Source organism: Hydrogenophaga sp. ANAO-22, assembly GCF_042466645.1.
Taxonomy (GTDB): domain Bacteria; phylum Pseudomonadota; class Gammaproteobacteria; order Burkholderiales; family Burkholderiaceae_C; genus Hydrogenophaga.
On sequence record NZ_CP159956.1, the window covers coordinates 2,876,398 to 2,889,489 of the forward strand.

Sequence of the window (13,092 nt, forward strand, 5' to 3'; positions counted from 1 at the left end):
ACCGAAAGAACTCAACCGGGCGGGGCCGACATGCCTGAACGTGCTAGCAATATTCAGACCCAGCGCCGGACAGCGCCACCAGGCACGGGGCTGGTGGAATATCCGGAAAACATTCTAGGGCCTGTTCACACGACTTTTCCAGGTGCGGACGGGCCCTGGTCAGGCCAGCAGGCCCTCGGCGCGCAACTCTTCCAGAGTCGCATCCAGGCAGCGGTGGATGAGGTCCATCATTTCGTCGACCTGGGCGCGCGTCATCACCAGCGGCGGCGCGATGATCATGCGGTCGCCCACGGCGCGCATGATCAGGCCGTTCCTGAAGCAGTGCGCGCGGCAGCGCATGCCCACGCCCAGGGCCTCGTCGAACATCTGCTTCTTGGCCTTGTCCTTCACCAGCACCAGGCCGGCGACGAAGCCGCAGGTCTGGGCCGCGCCCACCAGCGGGTGATCCTCCAGCGCCTCGAAGCGCTCGGCCAGGTAGGGGCCGGTGTCGTCCCTCACGCGCTCGACCAGCTTCTCGCGCTCCATCAGCTCGATGTTGGCCAGTGCCACCGCGCAGGCCACGGGGTGGCCGCTGTAGGTGTAGCCGTGGTTGAACTCGCCGCCCTTCTCGATCAGCACCTTGGCCACGCGGTCGCCCACCATCACGCCGCCCAGCGGGATGTAGCCGCTGGTCACGCCCTTGGCGAAGGTCACCAGGTCGGGCCGGATGCCGAACTTCTCGTAGGCGAACCAGTGGCCCAGGCGGCCGAAGGCGCAGATGACTTCGTCGGAGATCAGCAGGATGCCGTGCTTGTCCACGATGCGCTGGACCTCCGGCCAGTAGGTCTCCGGCGGGATGATCACGCCCCCCGCGCCCTGCACCGGCTCGGCAATGAAGGCCGCCACCTTGTCGGCGCCGATGGAGAGGATCTTCTCCTCCAGCCAGCGCGCCGCGCGCAGGCCGAAGTCGGCCTCGTTCTCGCCGGGGTTGGCGTTCTCGAAGAAGTGCGGCTGCTCGATGTGCACGATGTCGGGGATCGGCAGGTCGCCCTGGGCGTGCATGCCGCTCATGCCCCCGAGCGAGGCACCCGCCATGGTGCTGCCGTGGTACGCGTTGTGGCGGCTGATGATGACCTTGCGCTGCGGCTGGCCCAGCAGGTCCCAGTAGCGGCGCACCATGCGCACGTTGGTGTCGTTGCTCTCGCTGCCGCTGGAGCTGAAGAACACGTGCTCGAACTTGCGCCCGCCCAACTGCGGCGCGAGCTGCGCCAGCTTGGTCGCCAGCTGCACCGCCGGCACGTTGGTGGTCTGGAAGAAGGCGTTGTAGAACGGCAGCGTCATGGTCTGCTGGTAACCGGCATCGGCCAGCTCCTTGCGGCCGTAGCCGGCGTTGACGCACCACAGGCCGCTCATGGCGTCGAGGATCTTCGCGCCCTCGGAATCCCAGATGTAGATGTTGTCGGCGCGCGTGATCACGCGCGAGCCGCGCGTGGCCAGGTCGCCGTGGTCGGTGAAGGGGTGGATGAAGTGCGCGCTGTCCAGCGCCTGGATGGCCTTGGTGTCCTGCTGCTCGGCGCGGCGGACCAGCGCGGGTGGGGCGATGAGGGTGGAGGTGTTCATGCGGGGCTCTTCTTTCAAACTCAGACGTGCAGCAACAGGTGTTCGCGTTCCCAGGGCGAGATCACCTTCATGAACTCGTCGAACTCCAGCTCCTTGATCTCGGTGTAGATGGTGATGAATTCCTTGCCCAGCACGTCGTGCAGGTCGGTCTCGCGGCGCAGCCAGTCCAGCGCCTCGCCCAGGCTGCGCGGCAGCGAGTAGGGCGAGAGGTAGGCGTCGCCCTTCATCTCGGGCTTGGGCTTGATCTTGTTCTTCAGGCCCAGGTAGCCGCAGGCCAGCGTCATGGCCATCGCCACGTACGGGTTGGCGTCGGCGCCGATCACGCGGTTCTCCACGCGCCGCGCCTCGGGGCTGGAGATCGGCGAGCGAATGCCCACCGTGCGGTTGTCGTGGCCCCACTCGATGTTGATCGGCGCGGCGGTGTGGCGCGAGAGGCGGCGGTAGCTGTTCACGTAGGGCGCCACCAGCACCATCGCCGCCGGGATGTAGCGCTGCAGGCCGCCGATGTAGTGGTAGAAGGCCTCGGAGGGCGTGCCGTCGTCGTTGCTGAAGATGTTCTTGCCGGTGGCCTTGTTCAGGATGCTCTGGTGCACGTGCATGGCCGAGCCGGGCTCGCCCGCGATCGGCTTGGCCATGAAGGTGGCGTACATGTCGTGCCGCAGCGCCGACTCGCGCACCGTGCGCTTGAAGAAGAACACCTCGTCGGCCAGGCCCAGCGGATGGGCGTGGAAGAAGTTGATCTCCATCTGCCCCGCGCCGGCCTCGTGGATCAGCGTGTCCACGTTGAGCTTCATCTTGTCGCAGTAGTCGTAGATCTCCTCGAACAGCGGGTCGAACTCGTTGACCGCGTCGATGCTGTACGACTGGCGCGAGGTCTCGGCGCGGCCGCTGCGCCCGATGGGGGCCTTGAGCAGCGTGTTCGGGTCGGTGTTGCGCGCGGTCAGGTAGAACTCCAGCTCGGGCGCGACCACCGGGTCCAGGCCCTCGGCGTCGAACAGGTCGCACACGTGGCGCAGCACGCTGCGCGGCGCGAACGGCACCAGCTTGCCGGCGTGGTCGAAGCAGTCATGGATCACCTGCGCCGTCGGGTCGGTGGCCCAGGGCACGATGCGCGCGGTGGTCGGGTCCGGGCGCAGCTGCATGTCGCGGTCGGTCGGCTCGATCACGTCGTAGTACGGCCCGCTGGCCGGAAACTCCCCCGTCACCCCCATGGCCACGATGCCCTGGGGCAGTCGCATGCCCCGGTCCTCGGTGAACTTCTCACGCGGCAGGATCTTGCCGCGCGCCACGCCGGTCAGGTCGGGCACCAGGCACTCGACTTCGGTCACGCGGTTCTGGTTGAGCCAGTTCTCCAGATCGTTGAAGCTCATCTTTTGGGGGGCTGTCATGTGCCATCTCCGTTGTGGTTATGGGGAATGTCCAGAGGCATCAAGGGTCCGGCTCCGCCGGCCCGAGATGCCGTCCCCGCTCCCAGCGCCGAAGGCGCGCCAGAGAGGGGGGAAGCCGCGCAGCGGCGCAGGGGGGTGTTCATGTCCGTCAGGCGCTGGCGCTGGCGGCGCTGCGCGCGAGGTCGGCGTGCTGCAGGCGCAGGTTCATGCGCTGGCGGCAGGCACGGCCGAAGGCCTCGAAGATCGCGGCGTAGAAAGGGGTTTCCCAGCAGCGCCACTCGGGGTGGAACTGCACGGCGTAGGCGAAGGTGCGCGCGCCGCGCACACCGAAGGCCTCCACCAGGCCGTCGGGCGCGTGCGCCAGGGCGTCGAGCCCGGCGGCCAGGCGGTTGATGCCCTGGCCGTGCAGCGAGTTGACCTGCGTCTCGGGGCCGCCGGCCCATTCCTCGAACACGCTGCCCGGCGCGAAGCGGATGGCGTGGCGCGGCGCGTACTGCTCGTCGGGCGGCGCGGTCTTGGGTTCGCGGTGGTCCATCATGCCGGGCACCTCGTGCACGCGCTGGTGCAGCGTGCCGCCCAGGGCCACGTTGATCTCCTGGAAACCGCGGCAGATGCCCAGCAGCGGCACGCCCTCGTGCACGCAGGCCTTCACCAGCGCCAGCGTGAGCAGGTCGCGGTCGGCATCCAGCGGCAGGCTGGGGTCGGCCACGTCCTCGTCGAAATGGGAGGGGTGCACGTTGGAGGGTGAGCCGGTCAGCATCACGCCGTCCACCAGGGCCAGCAGTTCGCTGATCTGGCCGGTGTCGGCCAGCGGGAACATCACCGGCTGGGCGTCCGCCCCGACCTTGACGGCCCGGGCGTATTTGTCACCCAGCAACAGAAAGGGCATCTGATGCCCGTGATCGCCCATCAGGCGGTGGTCGGCAGGCAGCCAGACCATGCAAGGTGGCTTGTTCATGAAGACTCCAGACAATGGCATTCATTGTGGGGGGCCAATTGGATTGGAACGAGAGCCATTTGGCCCCATGTTATGGTGCCAATGGCGCCCCCCTGCGCCGCTCACGCGGCTTCCCCCCCGGAGGGGGACCGCACCTGTGGCCCGGCGAAGCCGGTTCCACGGTGCGTCTGGATGGGGCCATTTCGCGCCGGCTGCTGCTTTGGAATTCTCCTTATGTTGTCTGAATTTCTGTTGGCTGAAATGAGCCGCCTGGGCTCGCAGGACGCCCTGCCCCTGCACCGGCAGCTCTACGAGGCGCTGCGCCGCGCCATGCTCGACGGCAAGCTGGGCGCGGGCGAGCGCCTGCCCTCCAGCCGCGATCTGGCGCAGGACCTGCGCCTCTCGCGCAACACGGTGGTGGCCGCGATCAACCAGCTCAGCGTGGAGGGCTACCTCGCCAGCCGCGTGGGCAGTGGCACCTTCGTCAACGACAACGTGCCGCGCACCACGCCAGGGCGCTCGACGCGCCCGGGGCCGGGCCGGGCGGCCGCCACGGTGCAAGCCGCCCGCCTGTCCACACGCGGCCTGGCGCTGTCCAGCACCTTCTGCGCCACCGAGCTGGAGGTGCAGCCCTTCACGCCCGGCATCGCCGACTTCAGCGCTTTTCCGCTCACGCTCTGGCAGCGCCTGCAGAACAAGCACTGGCGCATGACCTACCCGGACATGCTGGACTACAACGACTCGGGCGGCTACGCGCCGCTGCGCCGCGCCGTGGCCGATTACCTGCGCGTGTTCCGCAGCGTGCACCTGGAGGCCGACCAGGTCGTCATCACCAGCGGCACCCAGCAGTCGCTCGAGCTCTGCGCCCGCCTGCTGGCCGACCACGGCGACACGGTGTGGGTGGAAGACCCGGCCTACTGGGGCGCGGTGAAGGCCTTCATGGCCACCGGCCTCGCCCTGCACCCGGTGGCGGTGGACGAGCAGGGCATCAACCCCAGCACGGCCGACAACGCGCGCCCGCCGCGCCTGATCTACGTCACGCCCTCGCACCAGTACCCCACCGGCGCGGTGATGTCGCTGCCCCGGCGCCACCAGCTGCTGGCCACCGCGCGCGCGCACGACGCCTGGGTGCTGGAAGACGACTACGACAGCGAATACCGCTTCAGCGGCCCGCCGATCTCCAGCCTGGAAGGCCTGGACACGGATGGCCGCGTGTTCTACATGGGCACCTTCTCCAAGGTGCTCTACCCGGGCCTGAAGATCGGCTACCTGGTGGTGCCCAAGCCGCTGGTGGCGGCCTTCAAGCAGGCCCACTACGACCTCAACCGCCCGGGCCAGATGCCGGTGCAGGCCGCGCTGGCCGAGTTCATCGAGATGGGCCACTTCGCCAGCGCGCTGCGCCGCGCGCGCCAGAACTACGGCGAGCGCCGCCAGTGCCTGCTCGAAGCCCTGAAACCGGTGCTGCGCGACGACCTGCCCGACGGCCCCAGCATCAGCGGCGCCGAGCAGGGCCTGCACCTGTGCCTGCGCCTGCCACCCGAGGTGGACGACCGGGCGCTGGCGCAGCGCATCGCGCAGCACGGCCTCACGGTGCGCCCGCTCTCGGCCTACTGCCTGCAGCGCAAGGACCTGCGCGGCCTGGTGATCGGGTACGGTTACGCGCCGCTGGCCGAGATCGAGCGCTGCGGGCCGCTGCTGGCCAACGCCGTGCGGCAGGTCCTCGCCGGCTGACTCAGATCACGTCGCGCAGGCGGTGCCACAACATGCCCAGCGCCAGGCTGGGGGTGCGCAGCAGCGCGCCGCCGGGGAAGCGGCGGTGCTTGAGGCGCGCGTACACGTCGAAACGCGCCGCCTGCCCGGCCACGGCCTCGGCCACCAGGCGGCCGGCCAGACCGGTGAGCGCCACACCGTGGCCGCTGAAGCCCTGCAGGTAATACAGGTTGTCGCCCAGGCGGCCGAAGTCGGGCGCGCGGTTCATGCTGATGTCCACGAAGCCACCCCACAGGTGCTCGATCGGCACCTCGCGCAGCGCGGGAAACACCTCGCCCATGCGCTGGCGCATCAGGGCCTCGAGGTTCACCGGCGTGCGGGTGGTGTAGCTCACGCGCCCGCCGAACAGCATGCGGTGATCGGCGCTGAAGCGGAAGTAGTCGAGCACGAAGTTGTTGTCGCACACGGCCGCGTTGCGCGGGATCAGGCGCGCGCACAGCTCGGGGTCCAGCGGCGCCGTGGCCAGGATGTAGGTGCCCACCGGCATGATGCGCGGCGCGATCTCGGGCGCCACGCGCGGGCCGTACTCGGGCAGCATGCAGTTGCCCGCGAGCACGCCGAAACGCGCCTTCACCTGGCCGCGCGCGGTGCTCGCCACCAGCGTGGCGCCGCGCTGCAGGCCGGTCACCGGCGAGTGCTCGAACAGGCGCGCGCCCGCGGCCTGCGCGGCACGCGCCAGGCCCAGCGCGTACTTCAGCGGGTGCAGGTGGCCCGAGCGCTGCTCGCGCGCGGCCGCCACGTAGCGCGGGCTGTTGATCAGGCGCGGCAGGTCGGCGCCCTCGGCCCAGTCCACCGCGAGGCCGCGCCGCTTGAGGCCCTCCATCTCCTCGTGCAGCTCCTGCGCCTTGCGCGCCGAGTCGGCCACGTACACATAACCATTCACGCGGTCGCACTCGATGCCGTGTTCGGCGATGCGCGCGTCGATCAGGTCCAGCGCCTCCAGCGACATGTCCCAGGCGCGCCTGGCGTCCTCGGCGCCGAGCTGCTGCTCGAACGGGCCCTGCCCGCTCGCGTAACCCACGATGGCCTGACCGCCGTTGCGCCCGCTCGCGCCGCTGCCGATGCGATCGGCCTCCAGCACCACCACCGAAAGGCCACGCTGCGCGAGTTCCAGCGCCGCGCTCAGGCCCGAGAAACCGGCGCCGACCACCACCACGTCGGCCTCGACGGCTCCTTCCAGCGGCGGCAGCGCCTCGGATCGCTGCACGCTGGCTTCGTAGTAGCTCTTCTGGTTGAGCTGGGTGTCCGAACCGATGAGGGACATCAGAGACCCCTCTGCCGCTTGGCCACCTGGCCACTGAGGTAGGTCCAGACGAAGGTGGCCGCCGCGTTGGTGGTGAGCTCGGCGTGGTCGTAGGCCGGGGCCACCTCCACGCAGTCCATGCCGATCCAGTTCAGGTCGGCCAAGGCTTCCAGGAAGGTGAGCACCTGCGAGCTCGTCATGCCGCCGGGCTCGGGCGTGCCGGTGCCGGGCGCGAAGGCCGGGTCCAGGCAGTCGATGTCCAGCGTGAGGTAACAGGGGCGTTGGCCGATGCGCGCGCGGATCGCCTCGATGGCGGGTTGCAGGCCCGCGCCGTCCAGCCCGCGCAGCGCGCGCGCCGTGAAGATCTGGCCACCCTGGTCGGTCACGTACTCGCGCGCCGCGCGCTCGCCGCTGGAGCGGATGCCGATCTGCACCGTGTGCGCCGGGCTCGCCAGCCCTTCCTGCAGGGCCTCATAGGTCCAGGTGCCGTGGCCGGCCGGTTCGCCGAAGTGGTCGGCCCAGGTGTCGCAATGCGCGTCGAAGTGCACCAGCGCCAGCGGCTCGCCGCCGTGCCGGGCCTTTGCGGCGCGCAGCAGCGAGAGCGTCACGGAGTGGTCACCGCCCAGGAACACACAATGGTGCTTCGCCATCAGCGCCGCCGCCTGTTCCTCGATGTGGCGGCGCACCTCGGGCAGCGGCGAGGCGTTGGGCAGGCGCAGGTCGAGCGCGTCGCCCAGGTGCGCCAGGGGCGAGACGTCGAACACCGGGTGGATGCCGTCGCACAGCATCAGGCTGGCCGCGCGGATCGCCTGCGGGCCGAAGCGCGCGCCCGGCCGGTTGGTCACCACGCCGTCGAAAGGCACGCCCGCGACGGCAAAAGGCTGGTCGGCCAGCGGTGCGCAGGCGAGAAAGCGGTTGGTGTTGCTGGCGTAGGCGAACTGACCCATGGCCATGAAAACGTCCTCGGTGAACAGGGTGCCAGAAGATACCCCCCGCCGGTACCGCCCATGAGTCCAATTGACCGGCGGCGCCGGTGTCCACCGGCCGGGATGACTTTCGTCACTTCCGCGATGCGCCCCCAGCACCTAACATGCCCGCACCATGCATGCCCTGGTTGCCCCACCCGCCCACGCCGCGCCCGACCCGCACGGCGCCACCGGCTTGCTGGTGGTGGACGACCACGACCTGCTGCGCCTGGGCCTGCTCACCCTGGTGCAGGCCCACGCCACCGACAGCGGGCGCCAGATCAAGGTGCTGGAATCGCGCACCCTGCAGGAGGCGATGGAGCTGTACGGCCGCTACCGGCAGCGCATCGGCCTGGTGCTGCTGGACCTGCACCTGCCCGACGCCCACGGCCTCTCGGGCCTGACCGCCTTCGTCAAGGCCTTCCCCGAGGCGCCGGTGGTGGTGCTCTCGGGCGTGAACGACCCCGGCCTGATGCGCCACGCCCTCTCGCGCGGCGCGCGCGCCTACCTCGCCAAGTCGGGCGACCTCAAGGAGGTCATCGGCTACATCCGCTCGCTGGGCCTGTTCGGGCCCGTGCCCGCACCCGCCGCGCCCGCCGCGCCCGCCGAGCCGGTGCTGCGCAGCGTGCGCAACAACGCCAACGGCGAATCGCTGCAGCTCACCGACCGCCAGGTGCAGGTGCTGGAATGGGTGCTGGCCGGGCAGTCCAACCGCGACATCGCCGAACGCGCCCACCTCAGCGAAGGCACGGTGAAGAACCATGTCTCGGCGCTGCTGCTGCTCTTTGGCGTGAGGTCGCGCGCGCAACTCATCAGCCTGTTGCGGTGAGCGAAGCCGACACCGGCGACCTGACCCAGCAGCGCGTGCTGCGCGAGCAGGTCGCCGCGCTGTACGCCACTTCGCTGAGTTCCACCATCGCCGACGCGGTGCTGGCCTGGGCCCTGTGCGCGCTGTTCTGGTGGCAGCTGCGCGACCCCCTGGTCTTCGTGTGGCTGGGCCTGCACACCATCCAGGTGCTGCGCTACCCGCTCATCCACGCCTACTTCCGCGACCGCCAGGCCGCCGCGCGCAGCGCGTTCTGGGCCCGGCGACAGTGGCGCGAGCTGCTGTACTACAGCGCCACCTGGGGCCTGGCGCCCTGGCTGTTCATGCCAGCCGACGACCTGCCCATGACCACGCTGCTCATGCTCATCATGCTCGGCCTCATCAGCGGCGGCGTGCCGTCGGTGGCGCCGCGCTGGGCCTCGGTGCTGGCCTTCGTGCTGCCCATGATGGCCGGCCTGATCTCCGCCCTGCTCTGGCGCGGCGACACCACGCACCTCTTCCTGGCCGCCTGCGTCGGCATCTACACCGGCGCCATGCTGCACTTCGCGCGCCGCCAGCACCTGCTGCTCACCGCCTCGCTGCAGATGCGCTTCGAGAAAGAGGCGCTGGCCGAGCAGCTCGCCGGGCAGATGGCCGCCACCCAGCGCGCCAGCGAGGAGAAGACGCGCTTCTTCGCCGCCGCCAGCCACGACCTGCGCCAGCCGCTGCACGCCATCGCGCTCTTCGGCGCCGTGCTCGACAAGGAACTGCAAGGCCAGCCCACGCACGCCCACGCACAGCGCCTCATGGGCGCGGTGCATTCGCTGGGCACCTCGCTGGACACCATGCTCGACGTCTCGCGGCTCGACGCCGGCGTGATCGAAGCCGATGTGCGGGACGTGCCGCTCAACACCGTGCTGCAGGCCCTGCACCCCTCGTTCGCCTCCCGCGCGGAAGAGCGCGAACTGCAGCTGCGCCTGCGCGCCACGCCGGTGTGGGTGCGCACCGACCCGCACCTGCTGCAGCGCCTGCTGGGCAACCTGATCGAGAACGCCATCAAGTACACCGCGCGCGGCGGCGTGCTGGTGGTGGCGCGGCCGCGCGGCGCGCAGGTCTGGATCGACGTGGTGGACACCGGCATCGGCATCGCGCCCGAGCACGCCGACCGCGTGTTCGACGAGTTCTACCAGGTTGACAACCCGGGCCGCGACCGCACGCGCGGCCTGGGCATCGGCCTGTCCATCGTGCGCCGGCTCTCCCTGCTGTTGAACCACCCGGTGCGCCTGCGCTCCTGGCCCGGCCATGGCACGCGCTTTCGCGTCACGGTGCCCCGCGCCAAGCCCACGCCGGAGCCCGCCCTCTACAGCCGGCCGGCCACCCTGGCAGCCAGCCAGGCGCTGCCGCGCCGCGTGCTGCTGGTCGACGATGAGGCCGACATCACCGATGCGCTGAGTGCCTTCCTCCAGACCTGGGGCGTGGACTCGGAGACCGCGCGCGACGAAGACGGCGCGGCACTCGCCCTGCAGGCCGCCGCCGCGCGGCAAGAGCCCTTCGACGCGATGCTCTGCGACTACCGCCTGGCCGAGGGTGCCGACGGCCTGGCCGCCTCGCAGCGCCTGCGCGCGCGCTTCGGCCTGGCGCTGCCGGTGCTGCTGATCACCGGCGAGACCGCGCCCGATCGCCTGCAGCGCGTGCGCGACTCGGGCGTGCCGGTGCTGTTCAAGCCGGTCGATCCCGACCGCCTGCTGCAGGCCCTGGCCCGCCTCGCCCCGCCGGGCACCGCCCCCGCCGCCTTCACGTCGTGACTTTCGGCACTGTCGCGCGCACCGGGCTTTGCCTATCGTGCGGACCCAAGGGCAGCCCCACCGCCCGGAGGTCTTCATGTTCGCTGTCACACCATCCCCGCGCCCACGCCTGTCCCTGCCGCTGTGGCTCATCGCCTGTGTGCTGCTGCCCGCGCTGCTCGGCGCCTGCGGCGGCAGCAGCAACCCGCCCGAGGCGCCGGCCGAGCCCGAGCGCGTGACGGCGGTGATCGGCCCGGCCGGCGGCACCGTCACCGGACCCGATGGCGCGCAGGTGGTCATCCCGCCCGGCGCGCTGCGCGGCAACACCACCATCGGCATCGCGCGCTCCAGCGCGGGCGCGCCGGTGCGCGACGCCTTCTGGCCCGCGCCCGCCGCCACCTACGAATTCACGCCGCACGGCATCGCTTTCGAAACCCCGGTCACGATCCGCCTGCCGGTGCCCGCCGGCACCACCGGCCCGACGGCGTGGATGGCCTCCACCGACGCCGACTGGCAGGAGAGCGAGGCCACCCTCGCCGGCGGTTTCGCCAGCGTGCGGCGCAACACCTTCTCGTGGGGCATGGTGATCGGGGCCTGTTCGACCCCCGCCAACGCGCCACCCAACCCGGACCGCTGCTTCTCCCCACGCGGGCACACCAGCGTGGTGGCCAACCCCGGCAACGCCCTGACGCTCACCGGCTACTCCAACGCCCACACCAGCTCGGGCGGCTCCTACCGGCTCGACGCCGCCGCCACGCTGACCTTCACCGCGGTCTACAACCTCTGGCCCAGCTGCGCGAGCGTGCGCGTGACCATGGTCCGCCGCCAGCTCGACCGCCACCCGCAGGTGGTGGAAACGCTGTACGACCAGGCGAACATCGGCCTGACCCAGGGCGCCCACGGCGGGCGCGGCGCGGGTGGCACCACCGTGCTGCCGGTGCTCTCGCTCAGCCACCTCGACCAGGGCCGCCACGTGGTCGCCACCTACGTCGCCTGCCAGCGCGGCGATGGCTTCCAGGCGCGCTACTACGACGCCACGGTCATCAACGTGGCCGTCCCGGTGCCCACCACCACGCAGACCATCGGCGGCAACGTCAGCGGCCTCGCCGGCACGGTGGTGCTGCGCAACAACGGCGCGGACGACCTCGCCGTGAGCGCCGACGGCCCGTTCACCTTCCCCACGCCCCTGGCCACCGGCGTGCCCTTCAACGTCACCGTCGGCACCCAGCCCGCCGGCCAGACCTGCACCGTGCAAAACGGCAGCGGCACGGCCAACGCCGACGTGAACAACGTCGCCGTGAACTGCTCGGCCGGCTCGGCCCAGGCCTGGCAGGGCGCGACATTGATCGAGACGAACGACCTCGCCCGCGCTTTCAACCCCGTGGTCGCCACCGACAGCCAGGGCAACGCCTTCGCGGTCTGGGCGCAGGGCAACGGCAGCTTCGACAACATCTGGGCCGCGCGCTACACGCCCGGTGGCGGCTGGGGCGCCCCGCAGGTCATCGACGACCACTCGGGCAACGCGACCGAGCCCCAGATCGCGGTGGACAGCGCGGGCAACGCCGTCGCCATCTGGGTGCGCGAGAACATCGTCTCCCGCCGGGGCCTGGTCGCGGCGAGCTACACCGCCGGCACCTGGGGCGCGCCGCAGGACGTGGAAGGCAATGCCGGCCACGCGCGCGCGCCGCAGATCGGCATGGACGCCAGCGGCGCGGCCCGCGCGATCTGGATCCAGCACGACGGCAACTTCGAGCGCGTGCGCAGCGCCCGCCTGCAAGGCGGCTCCTGGGACTCGACGGGCTCGTCCATCGACGGCGGCACGGGCGACGCCTCCGACGCGCAGATCCAGGTGTTCGCCAACGGCAGCGCCCTGGCGGTCTGGACGCAGATCAGCGCCGGGGTTCCGCGGGTCTGGCACAACCGGTTCAACGGCGTCGGCTGGTCCACCGCCGACCTGCTGGACGACAACAACACCAGCTTCAGCCTGGGCGCACCGGCTCTCGCGGCCGACGCCACCGGCAACACCCTCGCCGTCTGGTCGCAGGGCACGGCCACCACCTCGTCCACCGTGTACGCACGGCGCTACGCTGGCGGCACCTGGGGCGCGGCCGAGGTCTTGTCGGGCGGCGGCACGGACAACAGCGCCCGGGCACGGGTCGCGATGAACGCCAATGGCACGGCCACGGCGGTCTGGCAGGAATCGTTGGCCGACGGCCTGCAGACCTGGGCGCGCCGCCGCGTGGGCGCGGGCGCCTGGGGCGCGGCGGTGCGGCTGGACACCCCGCTGGGCGCGAGCGACAGCGAAGGCGAGCCCCAGGTGGCCATGGACCCCGCTGGCAACGCCACCGTGGTCTGGAGCCACACCCTCGCCGGCGGCAACCACCGCGACCTCTACGGCAGCCATCACCGCGTGGCCACCGGCAGCTGGAGCGCGCCCGCGCTGCTCGACGCGGTGAACACCGGGGGCGTCAACCGCTGCTCGGTGGCCATGGACGCCAACGGCAACGCCATCGTGGTCTGGGACCAGGACACCGTCAACGCGCGCCTGGACATCTGGGCCAACGTGTTCCGGTAAACCCTCGCAGCAGGCGGAACCGGGCG

General features: G+C 70.9%; 9 protein-coding genes. 4 read left to right on the top strand and 5 right to left on the bottom strand.

What is annotated here, in order from left to right:
* Window positions 1-159: 159 nt before the first annotated feature.
* From ABSY19_RS13855 to ABSY19_RS13865, 3 genes are all read right to left on the bottom strand, one after another.
* A complete protein-coding gene (locus tag ABSY19_RS13855; RefSeq protein WP_382163576.1) occupies window positions 160-1,599 on the bottom strand; it encodes an aspartate aminotransferase family protein in 1,440 nt (479 codons plus the stop codon).
* Between the two features lie 20 nt (window positions 1,600-1,619).
* Window positions 1,620-2,987 (bottom strand): glutamine synthetase family protein, encoded by a 1,368-nt coding sequence (locus tag ABSY19_RS13860; protein ID WP_382163578.1) that lies wholly within the window; start codon window positions 2,985-2,987, stop codon window positions 1,620-1,622.
* Between the two features lie 148 nt (window positions 2,988-3,135).
* The gene (locus tag ABSY19_RS13865) at window positions 3,136-3,945 is read right to left on the bottom strand and encodes a gamma-glutamyl-gamma-aminobutyrate hydrolase family protein (RefSeq protein WP_382163580.1); all 810 of its coding nucleotides are present in this window, start codon (window positions 3,943-3,945) and stop codon (window positions 3,136-3,138) included.
* A gap of 213 nt (window positions 3,946-4,158) precedes the next feature.
* Here ABSY19_RS13865 and ABSY19_RS13870 point away from each other — a divergent pair, with 213 nt between their 5' ends.
* The gene (locus ABSY19_RS13870; protein ID WP_382163582.1) at window positions 4,159-5,655 is read left to right on the top strand and encodes a PLP-dependent aminotransferase family protein; all 1,497 of its coding nucleotides are present in this window, start codon (window positions 4,159-4,161) and stop codon (window positions 5,653-5,655) included.
* 1 nt (window position 5,656) lies between these two features.
* Here ABSY19_RS13870 and ABSY19_RS13875 read toward each other — a convergent pair whose 3' ends face one another.
* Together ABSY19_RS13875 and speB are read right to left on the bottom strand one after the other, a co-directional pair.
* Window positions 5,657-6,958: an NAD(P)/FAD-dependent oxidoreductase gene (locus tag ABSY19_RS13875; RefSeq protein WP_382163584.1), complete on the bottom strand. Its 1,302-nt coding sequence runs from the start codon at window positions 6,956-6,958 to the stop codon at window positions 5,657-5,659.
* The gene (gene speB, locus ABSY19_RS13880) at window positions 6,958-7,890 is read right to left on the bottom strand and encodes an agmatinase (RefSeq protein WP_382163586.1); all 933 of its coding nucleotides are present in this window, start codon (window positions 7,888-7,890) and stop codon (window positions 6,958-6,960) included. Before speB ends, ABSY19_RS13875 begins: the two co-directional genes overlap by 1 nt.
* A gap of 148 nt (window positions 7,891-8,038) precedes the next feature.
* Here speB and ABSY19_RS13885 point away from each other — a divergent pair, with 148 nt between their 5' ends.
* The 3 genes from ABSY19_RS13885 to ABSY19_RS13895 all read left to right on the top strand — a co-directional run bounded on the left by ABSY19_RS13885 (window position 8,039) and on the right by ABSY19_RS13895 (window position 13,066).
* Window positions 8,039-8,731: a DNA-binding response regulator gene (locus ABSY19_RS13885; RefSeq protein WP_382163588.1), complete on the top strand. Its 693-nt coding sequence runs from the start codon at window positions 8,039-8,041 to the stop codon at window positions 8,729-8,731.
* On the top strand, window positions 8,728-10,512 hold the full coding sequence (locus ABSY19_RS13890; protein ID WP_382163590.1) for a hybrid sensor histidine kinase/response regulator: 1,785 nt from the start codon (window positions 8,728-8,730) through the stop codon (window positions 10,510-10,512). The genes ABSY19_RS13885 and ABSY19_RS13890 overlap by 4 nt, the downstream gene beginning before the upstream one ends.
* Window positions 10,513-10,588: 76 nt before the next feature.
* Window positions 10,589-13,066 carry a hypothetical protein gene (locus ABSY19_RS13895; RefSeq protein ID WP_382163592.1) on the top strand — a complete coding sequence of 826 codons (2,478 nt, stop codon included), beginning with the start codon at window positions 10,589-10,591 and terminating at the stop codon, window positions 13,064-13,066.
* Window positions 13,067-13,092: the final 26 nt, after the last annotated feature.